The 21742-nt window shown below is 62.1% G+C and carries 18 protein-coding genes; 8 read left to right on the top strand and 10 right to left on the bottom strand.

Going from position 1 to position 21742, the window contains the following annotated elements; translation table 11 throughout:
* Positions 1–57: 57 nt before the first annotated feature.
* A complete protein-coding gene (gene dnaE, locus QZ571_RS03055; protein ID WP_295531574.1) occupies positions 58–3561 on the top strand; it encodes a DNA polymerase III subunit alpha in 3504 nt (1167 codons plus the stop codon).
* On the opposite strand, the gene QZ571_RS03050 is transcribed toward dnaE, so the two are convergent.
* Complete coding sequence (locus QZ571_RS03050) at positions 3558–3989, bottom strand: hypothetical protein (RefSeq protein WP_295531571.1); 432 nt, start codon at positions 3987–3989, stop codon at positions 3558–3560. The two genes, dnaE and QZ571_RS03050, sit on opposite strands and share 4 nt — an antisense overlap.
* Entirely contained in the window at positions 3983–4189 is a 207-nt protein-coding gene (locus QZ571_RS03045; RefSeq protein ID WP_295531568.1) for a SlyX family protein, read from the bottom strand. Before QZ571_RS03045 ends, QZ571_RS03050 begins: the two co-directional genes overlap by 7 nt.
* A gap of 75 nt (positions 4190–4264) precedes the next feature.
* On the opposite strand from QZ571_RS03045, the gene hisS reads away from it, so the two are divergent.
* The 3 genes from hisS to hisG are packed head-to-tail and all read left to right on the top strand — an operon-like array spanning position 4265 to position 7536.
* Positions 4265–5764 carry a histidine--tRNA ligase gene (gene hisS, locus QZ571_RS03040; RefSeq protein ID WP_295531565.1) on the top strand — a complete coding sequence of 500 codons (1500 nt, stop codon included), beginning with the start codon at positions 4265–4267 and terminating at the stop codon, positions 5762–5764.
* Between the two features lie 3 nt (positions 5765–5767).
* Positions 5768–6838: an ATP phosphoribosyltransferase regulatory subunit gene (locus QZ571_RS03035; RefSeq protein ID WP_295531562.1), complete on the top strand. Its 1071-nt coding sequence runs from the start codon at positions 5768–5770 to the stop codon at positions 6836–6838.
* Entirely contained in the window at positions 6835–7536 is a 702-nt protein-coding gene (hisG, locus tag QZ571_RS03030; RefSeq protein WP_295531560.1) for an ATP phosphoribosyltransferase, read from the top strand. The genes QZ571_RS03035 and hisG overlap by 4 nt, the downstream gene beginning before the upstream one ends.
* Positions 7537–7593: 57 nt before the next feature.
* Here the strand turns inward: hisG and QZ571_RS03025 are convergent, their stop codons facing one another.
* From QZ571_RS03025 to QZ571_RS02995, 7 genes are all read right to left on the bottom strand, one after another.
* Positions 7594–8535, bottom strand: coding sequence for a glyoxylate/hydroxypyruvate reductase A (locus QZ571_RS03025; protein WP_295531557.1), 942 nt, complete (start codon positions 8533–8535; stop codon positions 7594–7596).
* Positions 8532–9677 carry a rod shape-determining protein RodA gene (gene rodA / locus QZ571_RS03020; protein ID WP_295531555.1) on the bottom strand — a complete coding sequence of 382 codons (1146 nt, stop codon included), beginning with the start codon at positions 9675–9677 and terminating at the stop codon, positions 8532–8534. Before rodA ends, QZ571_RS03025 begins: the two co-directional genes overlap by 4 nt.
* Positions 9674–11623: a penicillin-binding protein 2 gene (gene mrdA / locus QZ571_RS03015; protein WP_295531552.1), complete on the bottom strand. Its 1950-nt coding sequence runs from the start codon at positions 11621–11623 to the stop codon at positions 9674–9676. Before mrdA ends, rodA begins: the two co-directional genes overlap by 4 nt.
* A gap of 15 nt (positions 11624–11638) precedes the next feature.
* Positions 11639–12178 carry a rod shape-determining protein MreD gene (locus QZ571_RS03010; RefSeq protein WP_295531549.1) on the bottom strand — a complete coding sequence of 180 codons (540 nt, stop codon included), beginning with the start codon at positions 12176–12178 and terminating at the stop codon, positions 11639–11641.
* Positions 12175–13149, bottom strand: a complete 975-nt coding sequence (gene mreC, locus QZ571_RS03005) for a rod shape-determining protein MreC (RefSeq protein ID WP_295531546.1) — start codon at positions 13147–13149, stop codon at positions 12175–12177. The genes QZ571_RS03010 and mreC overlap by 4 nt, the downstream gene beginning before the upstream one ends.
* 41 nt (positions 13150–13190) lie before the next feature.
* The gene (locus QZ571_RS03000; protein WP_295531542.1) at positions 13191–14222 is read right to left on the bottom strand and encodes a rod shape-determining protein; all 1032 of its coding nucleotides are present in this window, start codon (positions 14220–14222) and stop codon (positions 13191–13193) included.
* A gap of 324 nt (positions 14223–14546) precedes the next feature.
* On the bottom strand, positions 14547–16106 hold the full coding sequence (locus QZ571_RS02995) for a 2-isopropylmalate synthase (RefSeq protein WP_295531835.1): 1560 nt from the start codon (positions 16104–16106) through the stop codon (positions 14547–14549).
* 339 nt (positions 16107–16445) lie between these two features.
* Between QZ571_RS02995 and QZ571_RS02990 the strand changes: the two genes are divergently transcribed.
* Genes QZ571_RS02990 through QZ571_RS02980 form a run of 3 tightly spaced genes read left to right on the top strand, consistent with a single transcriptional unit; the run spans position 16446 to position 19325 of the window.
* Positions 16446–17096: an SDR family NAD(P)-dependent oxidoreductase gene (locus QZ571_RS02990; protein WP_295531534.1), complete on the top strand. Its 651-nt coding sequence runs from the start codon at positions 16446–16448 to the stop codon at positions 17094–17096.
* The gene (locus tag QZ571_RS02985; RefSeq protein ID WP_295531531.1) at positions 17090–17806 is read left to right on the top strand and encodes an SDR family oxidoreductase; all 717 of its coding nucleotides are present in this window, start codon (positions 17090–17092) and stop codon (positions 17804–17806) included. Before QZ571_RS02990 ends, QZ571_RS02985 begins: the two co-directional genes overlap by 7 nt.
* Positions 17799–19325 (top strand): cryptochrome/photolyase family protein, encoded by a 1527-nt coding sequence (locus QZ571_RS02980; RefSeq protein ID WP_295531529.1) that lies wholly within the window; start codon positions 17799–17801, stop codon positions 19323–19325. The genes QZ571_RS02985 and QZ571_RS02980 overlap by 8 nt, the downstream gene beginning before the upstream one ends.
* Positions 19326–19411: 86 nt before the next feature.
* Here QZ571_RS02980 and QZ571_RS02975 read toward each other — a convergent pair whose 3' ends face one another.
* On the bottom strand, positions 19412–20893 hold the full coding sequence (locus tag QZ571_RS02975; RefSeq protein ID WP_295531832.1) for a 2-isopropylmalate synthase: 1482 nt from the start codon (positions 20891–20893) through the stop codon (positions 19412–19414).
* 224 nt (positions 20894–21117) lie between these two features.
* Here QZ571_RS02975 and QZ571_RS02970 point away from each other — a divergent pair.
* A partial coding sequence (locus QZ571_RS02970; protein WP_295531525.1) for a nitrilase-related carbon-nitrogen hydrolase occupies positions 21118–21742 on the top strand: 625 nt, incomplete at its 3' end.

Here is a 21742-nt window from a genome sequence, read left to right as displayed (position 1 = left end):
TCGGGATCGGTGGTTTTGGCACTTTTCGTCTGCGCGCGCGCACCTTATCGTGGCGCGATGACCAGCCCCCGATTCATTCACCTGCGCGTCCATACCGAGTATTCGCTGCTTGAGGGCGCTGTGCCCGCCAAGAAGCTGGTGAAGCTGTGCGAGGCGGCGAAAATGCCTGCCGTCGCGGTCACCGACACCAATAACATGTTCGCGGCATTGGAATTTTCTGTGACCGCGTTGGGGGCAGGGGTGCAGCCGATCGTGGGCTGTCAGGTCTCGGTTGAATATGATCCCGCCCAGCCCGGCGAACGCCCGCGTCCGCCTGCGCCCATCGTGCTGCTGGCGCAATCCGAGCGTGGCTATGAAAACCTGATGAAGCTGAATTCGTGTCTTTATTTGGATAAGCACGGGGCACAGATTCAGGTCACGGTCGACGAGTTGGAGGCCCACTCCGAGGGCTTGATCTGTCTGAGCGGCGGCTCTGACGGGCCCATCGGGCGGCTTGTTCGGGCAGGTCAGCACGGCAAGGCGCGCGCGCTGCTGGAGCGTCTGGCCGCGATCTATCCGACGCGCCTTTATGTCGAGTTGCAGCGCCATCCCGGCGAGGTCAGTGCCGTGACCGAGGCCGAGGCCGCAACCGAGCGCCCCTTTGTCGAATGGGCCTATGAAATGGGCCTGCCGCTGGTGGCGACCAATGATGTTTATTTCCCGAAATCAAGCCTTTACGAGGCGCATGACGCGATGATCTGCATCGCCGACGGGGCTTATGTCGATCAGGCGCAACCCCGTCGACGCCTTACGCCGCAGCATTATTTCAAATCCGAAAGCGAGATGGTGGCGCTGTTTGCCGATCTGCCCGAGGCGGTGGAAAATACCGTCGAGATCGCCAAACGCTGCGCCTTTGCCACCTATCGCCGCGATCCGATCTTGCCGAAATTCGCCGATGACGAGATCGAGGAATTGCGCCGTCAGGCGTGGGAAGGCTTGCGCGCGCGTCTGGCGGTGATCCCGCATGCCGTGCCCGTCGAAGATTACGAGGCGCGCCTGACATTCGAGTTGGGCATCATCGAGCAGATGGGCTTTCCCGGCTATTTCCTGATCGTGGCCGATTTCATCAAATGGGCCAAGGATCACGATATTCCGGTGGGGCCGGGGCGGGGCTCGGGGGCGGGCAGCCTTGTCGCCTATGCACTGACCATCACCGACCTTGATCCGCTGCGTTATAGCCTACTGTTCGAACGCTTCTTGAACCCCGAGCGGGTCTCGATGCCCGACTTCGATATCGACTTTTGCATGGATCGCCGCGAAGAGGTGATCCGCTACGTGCAAGAGAAATACGGGCGCGACAAGGTGGGCCAGATCATCACCTTCGGCGCGCTTTTGTCCAAGGCGGCGGTGCGCGATGTGGGCCGCGTGTTGCAGATGTCTTACGGGCAGGTCGACAAGCTGTCCAAGATGATCCCGGTCGAGGGGGTCAAACCGGTTTCCATCGAAAAGGCGCTGGCCGATGAGCCGCGTCTGCGCGAAGCCGCGCGCAGTGAAGAGGTCGTCGCGCGGCTGCTTGATTACGCCAAGGCGATTGAGGGGCTGTTGCGCAATGCCTCGACCCACGCCGCCGGGGTGGTGATCGGCGATCGTCCGATTGATGAGCTGGTTCCGCTTTATCAAGATCCGCGCTCGGACATGCCGGCCACGCAGTTCAACATGAAATGGGTCGAACAGGCCGGGCTGGTGAAGTTCGACTTTTTGGGTCTGAAAACCCTGACCGTCGTGCAATCGGCGATGAACCTGATCTTCAAATCGGGCCGTCCGCTGCATGTCGATGCGGCTGGGAACCAGTTGTATGAACCCGCCGAGGGCGCCGAGAACCAGATCAACGCGATCCCATTGGATGACCCCAAGACCTATGAACTCTATGCCGCCGCGAAAACGGTCGCGGTGTTTCAGGTGGAATCAGAGGGGATGAAATCGGCCCTGCGCCAGATGAAACCCACCTGTATCGAGGATATCGTGGCGCTTGTGGCGCTTTATCGTCCGGGGCCCATGGAGAACATCCCGACCTATTGCGAGGTGAAGAACGGGCTGAAGCCGATCACCTCGGTGCATCCAACGATTGACCATATTCTTGAGGAAACTCAGGGGATTATCGTCTATCAGGAACAGGTTATGCAGATCGCTCAGGTGATGGCGGGCTACTCGCTTGGCGGCGCTGACCTGTTGCGCCGCGCGATGGGGAAAAAGATCAAAGAGGCGATGGACGCCGAGCGCCCGAAATTCGAGGCGGGAGCGGCACAGAACGGGGTCGACAAGAAAAAGGCCTCGGAAGTTTTCGACCTGCTCGAAAAATTCGCCAATTACGGCTTCAACAAATCCCACGCCGCCGCCTATGCGGTGGTCAGCTATTACACCGGCTGGCTCAAGGCCAACCACGCCGTCGAATTCATGGGCGGGGTGATGAATTGCGATATTCACCTCACCGACAAGCTGGCCGTCTATGCCGATGAGGTGCAGAAAAAGCTTGGGATCGAGATCATTCCGCCTTGCGTCAACCGCTCGCTCGCAAGCTTCGACGTGGTCGATCAAAAGCTGGTCTACGCGCTGGGCGCGCTGAAAAACGTCGGCTCGGATGCGATGCAGATGATCGTGGATGCGCGCGAGGCGGGGGGCGATTTCACCGATCTGTTCGATTTCGCGCGCCGCGTAGATATGAAGCGGCTGGGCAAGCGCCCGTTGGAAATGCTCGCACGCGCCGGGGCGTTTGATCTGCTCGATCCCAACCGCAAGCGGGTGTTTGAAAGCCTCGAATCGCTGATGGCGTGGTCGGGTGCCGTGATCGAGGCGCGCGAGAGCGCGCAGGTCTCACTGTTTGGCGAGGCGGGCGACGATCTGCCCCCGCCGCGTCTGGCCGATACCGATGACTGGCTGCCAGGCGAACGCCTGTCCGAAGAACACAAAGCCATCGGGTTTTACCTGTCGGGCCACCCGATCGAAGATTTCCTGCCCGCGCTTAAACGCAAGAACGTGATGAGCTGGGAAGAGGTGCAGCGTAAGGCGGTTGATGGATCATTCGTCACCAGAATTGCGGGCGAAGTCGCCTCGGTGCGCGAAAAGAAATCGGCCAAGGGCAATCGGTTCGCTTTTGTCGCGCTGTCGGATGCGAGCGGCCCTTACGAGGTCGCCTTTTGGTCCGAGGCGCTGGAGGCCTGCCGCGATGTGTTGGAAACCGGCAATCTGCTGGTGCTGACCGTCAAGGTCGAGGTCGATGGGGAATCTGTGCGCATGGTGGCCTCGTCGGCCCAACCGATGGACAAAGCGACGGCGGATGCGGGGGCCTCGGGGCTGTTGATCCATGTCGATGACGCGATGGCGCTGCCCTCGATCGCCTCGCTGCTGGAGCGGCTTGAGGAAGAGGGCAAGGTGCGCACGCGCGGCCCCGTCGCCTTCTTGGTTTATGATTCGGAACGCAACTGCCGTTACAAAATCGCCACCGGGCGCGAATTCCCGGTCAATCCGCAGGTCAAAGGGGCGATCCGATCTTTGCGCGGTGTGGGACAAGTCGAAGAGGTCTAAAGCGCGCCCGAGACATAGCCCAGCCGCAAGGTGATCGCCGCGCAAAACGCAAGCGCGGCCTCAGCCCAGCGCAAGATAACAAGTTGCCGTGCGCGATCCGCCATATTGACCAAATCGGCCAGCGCCGCCTCGATCAACCACAGCTCAATCCACGCGCAGACCACCAAAGCGGCGCTTAAAATCAGCGCCCCACCCAGCAATAGCCGCGCCTGCGTGTGGTGGCGAAATTGCCAGATCAGCACGATCAAAAGGGGCAGCAGCGCAAAGATCTGCACCACCAGCGCCCCCGTCGCCTGCCATGCCGAGAACCGCACCATCGCGCCGTGCAAGTCAGTCTCGCCGGGCCATATCAGCAGGCCGAAATAGACCAGCATTTGCAAGCTGATCAAGGTCGCCCCAAAGGCCCAAAGCGCGCGCATCTTTACCAATGGGGCGGCTTCTGATCGGCCAGCGGAACCGAGCCGCCGCTGTCAAATTCACGTTCTGCCTCGCGCTCCATCATCAGGCCCAACTGGCGTTCCAATCGCTCGATCCGGCGCGATTGCTCGACCGCCACATCCGAAAGATCCTCCACCATCTTGCTGAGATGGGCGATCTGTTCTTCTGCCCGTTCCACTCGATCCTGCATCTGTTGTCCCTATCGCTTGCCGGGGCCTGCCCCTTGGGCTACACCCTCGCGCGAGATCAGATCAGGTGCAAGCCAATGGCCAAAGAGAAAAAACAGCCCCGCCCGCGCGCAGAAGCCCCGAAAGGCTTTCGCGACTATTTCGGCGCCGAGGTGACCGAGCGGGCCGAGATGCTCGACGCGATCGCGCGGGTCTATCGCGCGCATGGGTTTGAGGCGCTGGAAACTTCGGCCATCGAGACGGTCGAGGCGCTGGGAAAATTCCTCCCCGATGTGGACCGCCCAAATGGGGGCGTGTTCGCTTGGCAAGAGGATGACGACGGCAAATGGCTGGCGCTGCGCTATGACATGACCGCGCCGCTCGCGCGCGTGGCCGCGCAATATCGCAATGACCTGCCCAGCCCCTATCGGCGCTACACGATGGGCCCGGTCTGGCGCAATGAGAAACCCGGACCGGGCCGTTTTCGCCAGTTTTATCAATGTGATGCGGATACGGTGGGCGCGCCCTCGGTGGCTGCGGATGCCGAGATTTGCGCCATGCTGGCAGATGCGCTGGAAGCCGTGGGCATCGAGCGCGGCGATTACGTGGTGCGGGTGAACAACCGCAAGGTCCTGAATGGCGTGATGGAGGTCGCGGGCGTTCTTGACCCCTCCGATCCGTCGAAATTTGAGGCCGAGCGCGGCACCGTCCTGCGCGCCATCGACAAATTCGACAAGTTCGGCGAGGAGGGCGTGCGTGCGCTGATCGGCCCGGGCCGGATGGATGAATCGGGCGATTTCACCAAGGGCGCGGGGCTATCTGACGCGCAGGCCGACACGGTGATGGGCTTCATGGAAGCCAAGCGCGCCGATAACGCTGCGACCTGCGCGCGGCTGCGTGATCTCGTCGTCGGGTCGGATTTGGGCGCCGAAGGCGTGGCCGAACTCGAACAGATCGCCCAATTGCTTGACGCGCAAGGCTACGGCCCCGACCGCATCGTGATCGACCCCTCGGTCGTGCGCGGCCTTGGCTATTACACCGGCCCGGTCTTCGAGGCCGAGCTGACCTTCGAAATCCTCGACGAGAAGGGCCGCAAGCGCAGCTTCGGCTCTGTCGCGGGGGGCGGGCGCTATGACGATCTGGTCAAGCGCTTCACCGGTCAGGCCGTGCCCGCCACTGGCGTCTCTATCGGGGTGGATCGTCTGCTGGCCGCGCTGCGCGCCAAGGGCCGCTTGGGCGGAACCGAGCAAGGCCCGGTCGTGGTGACCGTGATGGATCGCGACCGGATGGGCGATTACATGGCAATGGCTGCGCAACTGCGCGGGGCTGGCATCCGCGCCGAGGTCTATCTGGGCAATCCGAAAAACTTCGGCAACCAGCTCAAATATGCCGATAAACGCCAAAGCCCTGTGGCGATCATCCAAGGTGGTGATGAGGCCGAGCGCGGCGTGGTGCAGGTCAAGGATCTGATCCTTGGCGCAAAGATCGCCCAAGACGCAACAGTTGAAGAATGGAAATCCCAACCCGCGCAGTTCGAGGTTCCGACCAGCGAAATGGTTGAAAAAGTGCAAGAGATCCTTGCGCGCTACGAGGGCTGATCCATGGCCGACAAGGCGCAATCAAGGGCGATGGCCGCCCGCCTGCTTGACGCGTTCCTCAGGGCTGGCGCTGTCGAAGTCACCCCCGACATCCTGCAACCCGCCGAGGCGCTTCTGGACCTCTACGGCGAAGATATCCGCGCGCGCGCCTATGTCACCGCCGACCCTTTGCGCGGCGAGATGATGCTACGCCCGGATTTCACCGTGCCCGTCGTGCAGGCGCATATGGCCGATGGTGCGGAACCCGCGCGTTACGCCTATGCGGGCGAAGTTTTCCGCCGTCAGGACCATCGCGGGGCCGCGCGCAGCAATGAATATTTTCAGGCCGGTTTCGAGATTTTCGACCGCGCCGATCCCGAAGCCGCCGATGCCGAAGTGTTCGCGTTGTTCTCCAACATCCTTTCCCGTCTCACCCTGTCGGCCACGATCGGGGATATGGGCCTGTTGCGCGCGGCCGTGGACGGGCTTGATACCTTGCCCGAACGCAAGGCGGCACTTGCGCGTCACATCTGGCGGCCCAAGCGGTTTCAGCACCTGCTTGCGCGCTATAGCGGTCAAATTGCGGTGCCAAAGGCGCGCGCCGAATTGCTTGCGGGTGCGCGCTCGGATCGCCCTTGGATCGGCCTGCGCCAACAGGGCGAAATGGAGGCCCGTATTGCCGCCCTGCAAGCCGATGCCGCCGCGCCTGCGCTGCCCGCCGCCTCGGTCAACGCCCTCAACGCGCTCGCAGCCCTGCGCTGCCGCGCTGACAGCGCGCCTGACCATCTGCGCGCGCTCAAGATACCTGCGCTTGAACCCGCGATCGCGCGGCTGCAGCGCCGCCTGAGCGCGCTTGCCGCCAACGGGATCGCGCTGGATAATCTGCATTTTGACGCCAGCCATGGCCGCTCCACGATGGAATATTACGACGGCTTCGTCTTTTCCTTCGCGGCCCCCGACCCGGTCCTACCGCCGGTGGCGATTGGCGGGCGCTATGACGCGCTGACCCGCCAATTGGGGCAGGGGCGCGAAATCCCGGCAGTGGGCGGCATGATCCGCGCCGGGCTTTTGGCCGATCTGGAGGGGGTGCTATGATCAAACTCGGCGTGCCCTCCAAGGGGCGGCTCATGGAAAAAACGTTTGAGTGGTTTGGCAATCGCGGCATCACGCTCAAACGCAGCGGGTCCGAGCGCGAATATGCCGGTGCGGTCGAGGGCGCTGAAGGCGTCAGCCTTGTGCTGCTGTCAGCGGGCGAAATCCCGCGTGAACTGGCGGCCGGGCGCATCCATCTGGGGGTGACCGGTTCGGATCTCGTGCGCGAAAAGCTCGCTGATTGGGACAGTCAGGTGACAAGCCTTGCGCCGATGGGCTTTGGCTATGCCGATCTGATCATCGCGGTGCCCGATTGCTGGGCCGATGTCGATTGCCTCGAAGACCTAGACGCGGTGGCGCATCGCTTTCGTGCAACCCATGGGTTCCGGCTGCGGATTGCGACGAAATACCACCGCCTCGTGCGCGATTTCCTGACGCGGCAAGGCGTGGCTGACTGGCAGCTGGTTGACAGCCAGGGCGCGACCGAAGGCACGATCGCCAATCTCACGGCCGAGGCGATTGCCGATATCACCTCCTCGGGCGAAACTCTGCGCGCCAATCACCTCAAAATCCTGTCGGATGGGTTGATCCATCAAAGTCAGGCCACGCTGTTTGCCGCGCGCGCCGCCGATTGGACGGGCCAGCAAGGCGATTTTGCCGTACTTGTCCATCAACTTGGGCTCGACGCAGCTAAGCTTTGAATTTCATCTAGCGCGAAATACTCCACGGGGGTCTGGGGGTGTGAAACCCCCAGCCGCTCAATACCCGCGCGCGCGATCGATCAAATATAACAACGCCTCGCCCGTCTCACTGCGCCGAATGTTTTCGGCCACGACCTGTGCAGCGGTTTCTGCCCGGCTTTCCGCTGCAATATGAGGTGTGACGGTGACGCGCGGATGGGCCCAATAGGGGTGCGCGGGAGGCAGAGGTTCGACACGAAATACATCCAGCGTCGCATGGCCGATCTGCCCCGCATCAAGCGCAGCCAGCAGCGCCGCATCGTCGATCAGCGTGCCGCGACCGGGGTTAATGATCGCCGCCCCTTTGGGCAGCAACGCCAGCGTCTGCGCGTTCAGCAGATTGGACGTTTCGGGCGTGTCGGGCAGAAGGGAGACAAGGATCTCGGCGTGCGATAGCGCCTGTCGCAAACCCGCGGCTCCGTCCAGACAGGCGATGCCTGCGATCTGCTTCGGGCTACGGCTCCACCCCGTCACGTCAAAACCAAGACCCGACAAAGTCTGCGCGCAGGCCGCGCCAAGCGCCCCTAGCCCCAGCATCACGACGCGGCGATTGCGCGCCAGTGGCGGCACGCCGTCATCGTGGCGCCAGATCCCGTCTTGTTGCGCCAGCGTCGCATCCAACCCCAGATGATAGCGCAGCACATGCCCGGTCACATATTCGACCATGCCGCGTTCCAGCCCGTCATCGACCATCCGGCACAGCGGCTGGGTCAGGGTTTTATTGCCCACCACGCGCTCGACCCCGGCCCAAAGGTTGAGCACCGCTTTGGCGCGAGTGAAGGGCGTGAAATCCTGCACCGGGCCCATCGGGGAATAGACGATATAGTCGATGCTGTCGGGCGCGGCCGCATCGGGCAGCACGATTTCCGCCCTCACTCCGGCCTGCGCGAGGGCATGCGCCAACGGAGCCTCATAGCGCGGCCAATTCTCGGCCCGATCGGCAAAAAGAACCCGGATCATCCCTGCCTCGGTCTGTGAATATGCGCGCTTTGCACCAGCCCAAAGGCCGCCAGCAAGATCATCATCGCAGTGCCTCCGTAACTGACCAAGGGCAGCGGAACGCCCACCACGGGCATCAACCCCATCACCATCGCCATATTGATCGCGAAGAAGAAAAAGAACGTCCCCGCGACCCCAAAACTCAGCAATGAGGCAAAGCGGTCCTTGGTCGCCATCGCGGTATAAAGCGCGAAACCGATGATCCCGGCATAGAGCACCAGCAAAGAAAACGCGCCGACAAAGCCGAACTCCTCGGCCAAGGTGGTAAAGATGAAATCGGTGTGTTTCTCGGGCAGGAAGTTCAGCCGCGATTGCGTGCCTTGCATAAAGCCACGCCCCGACCAGCCCCCAGACCCCAGCGCGATCTGCGCTTGCATGATGTTATAGCCCGCACCCAGCGGGTCGCTGCCGGGGTCAAGGAAGGTGTCGACGCGCTTGTATTGATAGTCATGCAGCAACTGCCAATCGGTGCCCCGGCTTTCCATTACGCCAAAGACCAGTGCCACCACCAGTGCCACCACCGTGCCGAAATACCACAAGGAAACCCCGGCTGCGAACATCACGAAGGCCCCGCCCAATACCAACATCACCGCCGTACCCAGATCGGGCTGGGCGAGCACGAGGAAGGTCGGAACAAGGATGATCAGTGCAGGCACCAAAACCCATTGCGGGCGCGAGACTTTCTCGACCGGCAGCCAATCATAATAGGCCGCCAGTAGCATCACGAGGGTGATTTTCATCAGCTCTGAGGGTTGAATGCGGATCGGCCCGATTTCCAGCCAGCGCTGCGCGCCCATGCCGATTGCGCCGAACAGTTCCACCGCGACCAGCAGCAAGAGCGCGATGATATAGGCGACCGCCGAGACGTTACGCCAAAACCAGATCGGTACGAAGGCGACGACGAACATCGCAACCATGCCCAAGGCAAAGCGCTTCATCTGCGGTTCGGCCCAAGTGTGAATGTTGCCGCCCGCCACCGAATACAGCATCAAGAACCCGGCCGAGGCGACGGCGGTCAGCAAAACCACCAGCGGCCAGTTCATGTAAAACAGTTTGCGCCAGCCCGTTGGCACGGTCTTGAGGTTGGATTCGAGATAGCTCATGCGCGCGACTTCGCCTGTGGTTTTTGCACGGTTTCCGGGTCGACTAGATCCAGCGAGGCATTCAACGCCTGGGCCTTGGCGCGCGCGCTAGAGGGGTAAGCCTCATCCGGGGGAAGGCCACCGGCGAGCGCGAACAGCAAGACATCGCGCGCGATCGGCGCTGCGGCCACCGACCCGCCCGAGCCATGTTCGACCACCACCGAGACCGCGTAACGCGGATTGTCGATCGGGGCGAAGGCGACGAACAGCGCGTGGTCGCGCTGATCCCAGGGCAACTGGTCGTTGCGGATCACACCGCGCGCCCGCTCGGCCTTGGAGATGTTGCGCACTTGGCTGGTGCCCGATTTGCCTGCCATCTTCCATTCCGCCATCGCGATGCGTGAGCCGCGTCCCGTCCCGCGCGATGAGTTCACCACTGCCGTCATGCCCTTGCGGACATCATCGAGATAGGCCTTGGGGATGTCGAGATCGTCGCTGACGCGCACCGGCTGCTCGATCCCGTCGCGGGTGCGGATCAGGCGCGGCTCGACCTTTTTGCCACTTGCGATGCGCGCCGTCATGATCGCAAGATGCATCGGTGATGCCAGCACATAGCCCTGACCGATCGCGGCATTGGCGGTGTCCCCGATCAGCCACTCTTTGCCGTAGCGCTCTTTTTTCCACTCTTTGTTGGGGGCCACGCCCTCTTTGACGGCCGACATCGGAAGGTCGGGGCGCACGCCGATGCCCAGCCGTTTGGCCATGTCGCTCATCTTGTCGATACCGATGCGTTGCGACATCTCATAGTAATAGACGTCGCAGCTTTGCTCCATGCTTTTGGTCATATCGACATGGCCGTGTCCGGCGCGTTTCCAGCAGTGAAACCGCCGTCCCGCAATCTCGACATAACCCGGACACCAGACGGTTTCATTGGGCGTCACAAGCCCGGCCTCAAGCGCGGCCAGCGCGGTCACCATTTTATAGGTGGACCCCGGCGGATAGAGACCCTGCACCGATTTATCGGCCAAGGGGCGGTGGTCATCCTGCGTGAGCGTCTGGTATTCGGCCACCGAGATGCCGCGCACGAACATATTGGGATCAAACGACGGTGCCGAAGCACAGGCCAGCACATCCCCATTGGTCACGTCGATCAACACGGTGGCGGCGGATTCATTTTCCAACCGCTTGAGCGCGTAGTTCTGCAGCCGGTAATCGAGGGTCAGTTGCAGGTTCTCACCCGGCTTGCCAGGCTCGCGCGACAGCTCGCGCATCTCGCGCCCTGCCGAGTTCACCTCGATCCGGCGCTGCCCGGCCTGACCGCGCAGCACGCTTTCTTCCTTGGCCTCGATCCCGGTTTTGCCAAGCTGGAATTTCGGGATCAGCAACAGCGGGTCGGGGTCATCCATCTTGCTCAGGTCATAGTCAGAGACCGGGCCGACATAGCCCGCGACATGGGCGAAATCGTCGCGGCGCGGGTAGTTTCGCGACAGGCCGACATCGGGGTTCACGCCGGGCAAAGAGGGGCTGTTGACTGCCACGCGCGAGAATTCATCCCAACTCAGACGATCGGCAACTGTCACCGGAGTGGTCGGGGGGCGGCGGCGAATATCGTGCAGAATGTCCGCCGCATCGCTATCGGTAATCGGCACGAGGCGGCGCAGTTCGCTGAGCGTGGCTTCGACATCATCGCTATCCTCGCGTGTGATCGTGACGCGGTAATTCTGCTCATTGCCTGCCAGCAACACGCCGTTGCGATCATAAATGAGCCCACGCGCAGGCGGGATCAGCCGGATCTTGACCGAGTTCCCCTCGGCGAGCAGCCGATACTGATTGGCATCCTCAAGCTGCATCTTGCGCATCCGCGCGGCCAGTACCGCGACCACAGCCAATTGCGCGCCACCCAGCATCAGCCCGCGGCGCGTGATGCGGCGGGTGCTTTCTTGCGTTTCTTTCGGGGATCGTCTCATTGCTGACCCCTTTCTCTACAACCTATGCCCAAAGGCATCGACTTCACCCGGAGCCGCGCGGCGCAACCCAAATCCGACGCGCGACACCAGCACCACGAACGGGTAGGCCGCCAGTGTCATCAACATCTGGAACAGCTCCAACCCGAGCGAGGGCTGATCCAGCAGCACCATCACCAGCACCACCCGCTTGACCACCATCATCGCGATCAAGATCGCCGCAAGCAGCGCCCATTCCAGCGCAAAGGGCAAATCGCGCAAGGATTCCTCGCGGGCGCGTAAAAATTCGGTCGCGCCCAGAACGATAAGCGCCCAAAGCCCGATTGGACGCCAGAATAACATATCCTCGAGTAAAAAGACCGCCACGATCAGGAGAGCGGGCACATATTCGGGCCGACGCAGCAACCAAGCCAGCGTGATCGCCAGCGTCAAATCGGGGCCGGGCAAACCGCCGGGCGCATGATCGACCGGCAGCAAGCGCACGAAAATCAGCACCAGCGCTATCGCGACATAAAGCGCGCGATAGCGCAGACGGCGGCTGGTGAGCGGATCAATCATTGGCTGGCCGCCCCGCTCCCATCGCCTCCATTATCGGTGCCATCTTCGGGTTGCAGCGCGCCCTCGCTGGCCTCGGCGCGCGCCTTTTGCGCGGCTTCGCGTTCAATCAGCGCGGGATCTGGCGCGATCAGACTGCCAACGGAGTCAATCTTTTCGGCGGGGTGCGAGCGCAGCACGCGCAAGAAATCAAGCCGCTCGTAATCGGCGGCAAGGCGCACCCGCATCCGCTTGTCGCGCCCCTGAAAGATCTGCCCCACCAGCAGCCCGGCAGGAAATACTCCGCCATCCCCCGAGGAAATCACCCGGTCACCGGGGCGTACGCGCTCGGGATGTTCAAGGAAGTCGATCACCGGGTAGGGCGAGTTATCGCCTGCCAAAATTGCGTTCTGTCCCGAGGCGGGAATGCTGATCGGGATCCGGCTGGAGGCATCGGTGAGCAGCAACACCCGGCTGGTGGATTTGCCCACGCCCGAGATCCGCCCGACGAGCCCCAGCCCGTCCATCGTCGCCCAGCCATCAACGATCCCGTCGCGCTGCCCGACATTCAGAAGCACCGATTTGCGAAATGGCGAGCCGCTATCGGCCAGCACGCGCCCCGACACGCTGGTGAGTTTCGGGTCAAGCCGCACCTTGTTTTGCGCCAGCAGCTTGGCGTTTTGCTGTTCAAGCTGAACGGCCGCCTCTTTCCAGCTTTTCATCTGCTGCAATTCGCGGCGCAATTCCTGGTTCTGCTCGTAGATGCGGGCGTAGGACTGGAACCCCTCGACCATATCCGTCAGCTTCCCGACGGGCGCCATGACCCAGTCAAAACTGGGCACAAAGCGGTCCACAAGGGCCGAGCGCACGCGCTCCATCCGGGGGCTGTCGATGCGCCAGATCAGAAATAGGATCAGCAAAAACAGCGCCAAAAGCGCCACGCCCACGCGGCGCAGCGGGCCAAGATAATCCTCGTTATCGCGGTTTTTGGCCAAATCCGTCTCCGGTTAGCGCGGCTGACCGGGGCAAACCCGGATCAGCTATCGTAATCAATCACGTGGCGAAGCTGCTTTTCATATTCAAGCGCCTTGCCGGTGCCCAATGCAACACAGTTAAGCGACTGATCCGCAATCGAGATCGACAGACCCGTCTGCTCGCGCAGCGCCAGATCCAACTCGCCCAGCAGCGCGCCGCCGCCGGTCAACATCACGCCGCGATCCACGATATCTGCGGCCAGATCGGGGGGCGTGGTTTCCAGCGCCTGCATCACCGCGTCGCAAATCTGCTGCACGGGTTCGCTGAGCGCCTCGGCGACTTGCGCCTGCGTGATTTCGATTTCTTTGGGCACACCGTTGAGCAGGTCGCGCCCGCGCACATGCAGGCTCATCCCGCGCCCGTCATCGGGCATCCGCGCGGTGCCGATCGTGGTCTTGATCCGCTCGGCGGTGGATTCGCCCACCAACAGGTTCTGGTTGCGCCGCAGATAGCTGATGATTGCCTCATCCATGCGGTCGCCGCCCACCCGCACCGAGCGCGCGTAGACGATATCGCCAAGGCTGAGGACGGCCACTTCGGTCGTGCCACCGCCGATATCGACCACCATCGAGCCGGTGGGATCGGTGATCGGCATGCCCGCACCAATGGCGGCTGCGATGGGTTCCGCGATCAGGCCAGCGCGGCGCGCGCCTGCGCTGAGAACCGACTGACGGATCGCGCGTTTTTCCACCGGGGTCGCGCCGTGGGGCACGCAGACGATGATTTTCGGTTTCGAGAAGGTCGAGCGTTTATGGACCTTGCGGATGAAGTGTTTGATCATCTCTTCGGCGGAGTCAAAATCGGCGATGACACCGTCGCGCATCGGGCGGATCGCCTCGATCGAGCCGGGCGTGCGCCCTAGCATCAACTTGGCGTCTTCGCCAACGGCGAGCACCTGTTTCTTGCCGTCCTTGACGTGATAAGCCACCACCGAGGGTTCGTTCAGCACGATCCCTTTGCCTTTGACGTAGACCAGCGTATTCGCCGTGCCGAGGTCAATTGCCATATCCGAGGAAAAGAGCCCGCCTACCATTTTTCGCCTGTCCCGTCGTCAAATTCTAAATTGCCTCCGACTCGTCACAGCGGTGGCTCGCGCTCGGTATAGTCAAAGCACGCAAGACGTGGAAGCGGATTTGCGTTCAGCCCAAGCACCGCTCGCGGCAATCCGCCCAAGGGATTCCAAGCACTTGACCTTTTTCAACTTTTAGCCTGTCTGGCCCCCCGTTAACCGGGCTCAAAGTTTACATTATGCGATACGTCACGAAATCGTGCTATTTTCGTTAGTTTTTGCGACTTTGCGCAATACGCAAAAAGGGCAGCCCGCTGGCTGCCCTTTGCGATGAAGTGCCGTCCCGGTCTACAGCTTGAAACTGACCGATTTCATGTCCGCATCTGGCGCGGTTTTCTGGCTGCGCACCCGCAGCCGGTTGAGCGCGCCGACATAGGCCTTCACGCTGGCCAGAATGGTGTCGGTATCCGAGGCAGACCCGGTGACGATGCGCCCGTCTTCCTCCATGCGAACCGAAACCGTGGCCTGCGCGTCGGTTCCCTCGGTCACCGCATGCACCTGATAGAGCTTGAGCTTGGCCTGCGTCGGATAGATCGCCTTGACGCAGTTGAAGACCGCATCGACCGGGCCATCGCCGCCACAGGTCGAGGATTTCTCCTCGCCATTCACCAGCATCTTCAGCTCGGCTTGCTGCCCATCGCTGCCGCAAACGACCCGAAGCCATTTCACCTGCAGATAATCGCTGTCGGTATTGGCGGCGCTATCGGACATCAGTGCGATCAGGTCGTCGTCGTAGATTTCCTTCTTGCGATCGGCCAGCGCCTTGAAGCGCACGAACACATCCTTGAGCTGGTTGTCGCCCAGTTCATAGCCCAGATCGTTGAGCTTGGCGCGCAGCGCCGCGCGCCCCGAATGCTTGCCCATCGCGATATTGGCCTCATTGAGCCCGATATCGGCGGGTTTCATGATCTCGAAGGTCTCGACGTTTTTCAGCACGCCATCCTGATGGATGCCGCTTTCATGCAGAAACGCGTTCTTGCCGACGATCGCCTTGTTGAACTGCACCGCAAAGCCCGAAACCTGCGCCACACGGCGCGACAGGTTCATAATTTTGGTGGTGTCGATCCCGGTGTCGTAGGGCATGATGTCATGGCGCACTTTCATCGCCATCACGACCTCTTCAAGCGCGGTATTGCCCGCACGTTCGCCCAGACCGTTGATCGTGCATTCGATCTGACGCGCCCCGGCCTCAACTGCCGCCAGCGAGTTCGCCGTCGCCATGCCCAGATCGTTATGGCAATGCGTGGCAAAGACGATCTCATCCGCGCCCGGCACCCGCTCGATCAGCATCTTGATCAGATCGGCACTTTCGCGCGGCGCGGTGTAGCCCACGGTGTCGGGGATGTTGATCGTGGTGGCGCCAGCCTTGATCGCGATCTCGATCACCCGGCACAGATAATCATGCTCGGTGCGGGTGGCATCCATCGGCGACCATTGCACATTGTCACACAGGTTGCGCGCATGGGTGACGGTGTCGTGGATCACCTGCGCCATCTCGTCCATGCTGAGGTTGGGAATGGCGCGATGCAGCGGCGAGGTGCCGATGAAGGTGTGGATGCGCGGCTTGGCTGCGTGCTGCACGGCCTCCCAGGCGCGGTCGATATCGGGCATCTTGGCGCGCGCCAGCCCGCAAATCACTGCGTTCTTTGAGCGTTTCGCGATCTCGCTGACGGCTTCGAAATCACCGATCGAGGCGATGGGGAACCCGGCCTCGATGATGTCCACGCCCATCTCGTCGAGCAGCTCGGCAATCTCGAGCTTTTCGTCATGCGTCATCGTGGCGCCCGGCGATTGCTCGCCATCGCGCAGCGTGGTGTCAAAAATCAGGACTTTGGATTTGTCGGTCATGGTCGGTGCCATTTGTTGTCTCTTTCCTAGCGGGTCTTAGCGTCAGTTCGTCCCGAAGGCCAGCGTTGCGCAGTGGCGGTCGGGATCGGTCCGGGCGCTGTCTACCCCTGAGCGGTCGCGCCCGGGTGGGGCACGCTCAGAGGCTGCTAAGAAGAAGGAGACCACGGGTCAGCGCGCCACGGGCTTGCGCCCCGGCTGCGGTAATTTGGATATGTTGATCCCGTGTCATGTGGGCGACTATAGGCAAACGTGCGGGAATGAAAAGTAAAAAGGAACCAGCGCGGTCGGCCCCGCGTAGAATTCATACCCGACCGAAGTGGTATCCGAGGAGAGAGAGCCATGACAGATCAGGCGCTTGTGATCGGCGATACAGGCGGGATCGGCGCTGCGATCCGGTCTGAACTAGAGACGCGCGGGGCGGTCGTGACGGGGCTGTCACGATCGCGCGACGGGTTTGATGTGAGCGATGAAGACAGTATCGCCTCGGCGCTGGGCGCGCTGAGCGGACCTTTCGATCTGGTCTTCGTTGCCAGCGGTCAGCTTGGCACGCCTGAAAAGACGCTCTCGCAGCTTGGCGCGCAGGAAATGGCGGCGCAATTTGCGGTGAATGCGATGGGGCTTGCACTGGTTCTTAAACATGCGCGCCGATTATTGCCGCGCGACCGGCCTGCGCGGTTCGCTGCACTGTCGGCGCGGGTCGGCTCGATTGGCGATAATCGCTTGGGCGGCTGGTATAGCTACCGCGCCGCCAAATCCGCGCTCAATCAACTGATCCACGGCGCATCGGTTGAACTGGCCCGCAGCCATCCGCAGCTTGTTCTGGCCTGCCTGCATCCGGGAACGGTGGACACGCCCTTTACCGCCAATTACCCGCGCGGCAAGCTGACCCCGGCCGAGGCGGCGCGCCGTCTGCTGGATGTGCTGGAAGGCTTGAGCCCGACGCAAACGGGCGGATTTTACGACTACGCTGGAAAGGAAATCCCATGGTGAATTCGACACCCCGCAGAGCGCTTGTCACCGGGGGCGCGCATGGTATTGGCAAGGCGATTGCGCTTGATCTGGCTGCGGCAGGTTGGCATGTCGCTGTGCTCGATCTTGATGCCGAGGCGCTCGAGGCGATGCAGGGTCAGCGCGGGCTGCACCCGATCCCCTGCGATCTTTCGCGCGAGCGCGACATCAAGGCGGCGGTCGCCGAGGCCGGGATCAAGCGGCTTGATCTGTTGGTCAATAACGGCGGACCCGCCGACCCCGTATGCGGCCCGCTTGAGGGGATGAGCCTGCAAGACTGGAACCGCTGGATTGGCCCACATCTGACGGGCACGTTCTTGATGACGCGCGAATGCCTGCCTTCGCTGCGCGCGGCTCAGGGCTGTGTGATCAACATCGCCTCAACCCGCGCGCTGCAATCGGAACCCAACACCTATGCCTATGCCGCCGCCAAAGGCGGGGTGGAGGCGCTGACCCATGCGCTTGCGGTGGGCCTTGGTCCAGACGTGCGCGTGAATGCCATCGCTCCGGGATGGATCAACAGCCGCGCTGCCCCCCTCAGCGAGGCCGATTACGCCCAGCATCCCGTGGGCCGCGTTGGGGAACCCCGCGATATTGTGGGGGCCGTGCGCTATCTGGTCGATGCAGGCTTTGTCACGGGGCAGATGCTGGTGGTCGATGGCGGCATGACGCGGAAAATGATCTATGACTAGGCTGATCGTGGTACTGGGCGACCAGCTTAGCCATGACGGTGCGGCGCTGCGTGCAGCCGATAAGGCGCGCGATGTAGTGATGATGGCCGAGGTGCGCGCCGAAGCCAGCTATGCCGCCCATCACAAGCAGAAGCTCGCGCTGGTTTTCGCCGCGATGCGCCGCTTTGGCCATGAGCTGACACAGGCGGGCTGGCAGCTCCGCTACACCAAGCTGACCGACCCGGACAATGCCGGATCGTTGCCCGGCGAAATCGCGCGCCGAGCCAAGGAACTCGGGGCCGATGAGGCGCTGGTGATCGCGCCGGGCGAATGGCGCTTGCGTGCGGCATTCGAGGCCTGTCCGATCCAGATCCGACAACTGCCCGATGATCGGTTTTTCTGCTCGGAAGGTCGCTTTGCCGACTGGGCCAAGGGGCACAAAGAGCTACGGATGGAGTGGTTCTATCGCGAGATGCGCCGCGAAACGGGCCTGTTGATGGAGGGCGACAAACCTGCGGGCGGGCAGTGGAATTTCGACAAGGACAACCGCAAGCCCGCGCAACCTGATCTGTTTCGCACCCCTGCGCCGACCTTTCGCAAAGACGCGCTGGTGCAAGAGGTGCTCGAGATGGTCGAAGCCGAGTTTCCCGATAATTTCGGCACGCTCGAGGGCTTCAACTGGCCCGTCAGTCGGGCGCAGGCGCTGCGCGCGCTTGATCATTTCATCACCCACAACCTGCGCGATTTCGGCCCTTATCAAGACGCGATGCTGGGCGATGATCCGCTACTTTATCATGCGCTGTTGTCTGCTCCGCTCAATATCGGGCTGCTCTCTCCGCACGAGGTTTGCGCGGCGGCAGAGTCTGCCTACCACGCGGGAAATGTGCCCATCCAATCGGCCGAGGGCTTTGTTCGCCAAGTCTTGGGTTGGCGCGAATATATGCGCGGAATCTATTTCCACGAGGGGCCCGATTACACCGCGCGCAACGCGCTTGATCACCAGCGAGATCTGCCTTGCGCCTATTGGTCGGGCGAAACGGATATGGCTTGTCTGGCCGCCACCGTCGCCCAAACCCGCGACCTTGCCTATGCCCATCACATCCAACGCCTGATGGTGGCGGGCAATTTCGCGCTGCTCGCAGGCGTTGATCCCGCGCAGGTGCAAGACTGGTTCCTCGCGGTCTATATCGACGCGTTCGAATGGGTCGAAGCGCCCAACACGGCAGGCATGAGCCAGTTCGCCGATGGCGGTGTCGTGGCCTCGAAACCCTATATGTCTTCGGGCGCTTATATCGACAAGATGTCGGACTATTGCGCAGGCTGCGCCTATGATGTGGGTGCGAAATCGGGGCAGGGCGCTTGCCCGTTCAACAGCCTGTATTGGCATTTCATCGACCGCCACCGCGCACGGTTTGGGGGCAATCCCCGCATGGCGCTGGTCTATCGCAACTGGGACAAACAAGACGCGCAGGCCCGCCAAGACAAGCTCGACAGCGCCGCAACCATTCTGGCAAAGCTCGACGCAGGCGAGAGGGTCTGAGGCCCTTTCATCTAGCGAAAAATACTCCCGCCGGAGGCATCTGCGTGTTCAAATAATGCAAACGCCTGATAGTCCCATCGCGCGGCTCAGTTGCCGCCCGTGCCCTCGGCATTGGGCAAAACGGGCTCGGGCGTGGCCGCGGCAGGAGGCGTTTGAGGGGCTGCGCCCTGTTGCGATGTCGAGTCGGGCAGGGGCGTCTCGCGCAGCGCGCCTTGCGTCCATTTGCCTTGCGCAACCTTGCCCGAGGCATAGGTCATCGTGCCTTGCCCCTCGCGCTTGCCATTGTTGAAATGGCCCTCATACACATCGCCATTGGCATAGCTTGCACGGCCTTCGCCGTCGATCGCGCCATTGTGCCACTGGCCCTCGTAGGAAAACCCGTCGGGCATGCTGAGCTTGCCCATGCCATCGCGCTGTCCGGCGTCGAAATTGCCCTCATAGACGGTGCCGTCGGCATAGCGCGCAATGCCTGTGCCCTGACGTTGACCATCGGCCCACTCGCCCTCGTAGGAATAGCCATCGGGATAGGTCATCTTGCCGGTGCCGTGATTGCGCGCATCCTTGAACTGGCCTTCATAGACAAGACCGTTGGCATAGCGCGCAATGCCAGATCCCTCGATCACACCTGCAACCCAACCGCCCTCATAGCTGGAGCCATCGGGGTAGGTGATCTTGCCCTGCCCATCGGGCAGGTCGGCCTTGAAATGTCCCTCATAGACCGAGCCATCGGGATATGAGACCTTGCCCGTTCCCTCGATCCGGCCGTCGCTCCAATCGCCCTCATAAAGATAGCCATCAGTGCCCTTGAAGGTGCCCGTGCCATCGCGCTTGTCGAGCAGGAACTCGCCCCCATAGGTATCGCCATTGGCATAGGTGACGCGGCCGCGACCGTGGCGCTTGCCGTTGACCATCTGGCCCTCATAGACATCGCCGTTGGGCTGGGTCAGCTTGCCCATCCCGTTCATCTGGCCGTCTTTCCACTGCCCCTCAAAGATCAGCCCGTCGGCCATCTTCAGCGTCCCGTCCCCGGCGCGTTGGCCGTTTTTCACCTGACCCTCATAGGTCGAGCCATCGGGATAGGTGATCAGCCCCGTGCCTTCTTTGATGCCCGCAACCCAATCGCCCTCGTAGCGATAGCCATTGGCGGCTTCAAGCGTGCCCTTGCCGTCATGCATCGCGTTGCGAAACTGGCCTTTGTAGATCGAGCCATTGGCGTAATGCGCAACTCCCGTGCCGGTGATCTCGCCTGCGACCCAATCGCCCTCATAGGTGCCGCCATCGGCGAAAGTGATCTTGCCCTTGCCGTCGGGCTTGCCGCGCGCGAACTGCCCCTCATAGACCGAGCCGTTGGGAAAGCGCGCGCGACCCTGGCCGCGGATCTCGCCCATCACCCATTGGCCCTCATATTCATAGCCCGAGGGGAGCTTATAGGTGCCGTATCCGTCCTGCTTGCCATCGGTGAACGTGCCCTCATAGAGCCCGCCATCGTCATATTGCTTGGTGATGACCTCTTGTGCGCGCGCGCCTTGCGCGCCCAGCACTGCGGCAATCAATGCCGCCGATGTCATGATGCGAAGCCGCGCCCCTGCCATGCCTGCCCTCGCTATGATTTGGGTCGATGTCAGACGGGATTCGCCCCGTCACTGTTAACGATTAGAGTAAGCGGCGGGGCAAGGTGTGACAAGCAGATGTGCCCAAGCGGCGGTGTGGCGGCCTTGCGAATGTGCGCGCGCCCTTTTCTGCCGGGCGCTTTCTGTTAAATGAAGGTCAGTCTGATAGCCCGAGGATGCCCATGGCCGACCGTTTCCGCCTGACCCTTGCCCAGCTCAACCCAACCGTGGGCGCGCTGCAAGCCAATGCCGAGAAAGCCTATGAGGCGTGGTCTGCGGGCCGCGCTGCGGGGGCTGATATGGTCGCGCTGCCCGAAATGTTTCTGACGGGCTATCAAACGCAGGACCTGATCGCCAAGCGCGCCTTCGTGCGCGATGCCACTGCCGCGATGGAGGCCTTGGGCGCGCGTATCACCGATGGTCCCGCGCTGGGCATTGGCGCGCCGTTCTGGGACGATAGCGGTCATTACAACGCCTATTGGGTCTGGAAGGACGGAAAGCTGCTGGCGCGGATGCTCAAGCATGAGCTGCCCCATAAGGGCATTTTCGACGAATACCGGCTGTTCGATGTCGGCCCGATTTCGGGCCCCTATGCGATCAACGGGGTGCGCATCGGCTCTCCGATCTGCGAAGATGCGTGGCATCCCGACGTGGCCGAGACGCTGGCTGAAACAGGCGCCGAGATTTTGATCGTGCCCAATGGCTCGCCTTATTACCGGGGCAAGCTGGACACGCGGATGAACCACATGGTTGCGCGCGTGACCGAGACCGGGTTGCCGCTGGTGTATCTCAATGCCGTGGGCGGGC

The organism is uncultured Thioclava sp. (genome assembly GCF_913064665.1).
Lineage (GTDB): Bacteria > Pseudomonadota > Alphaproteobacteria > Rhodobacterales > Rhodobacteraceae > Thioclava > Thioclava arctica.
This window is presented reverse-complemented; position numbering and strand designations above follow the sequence as displayed.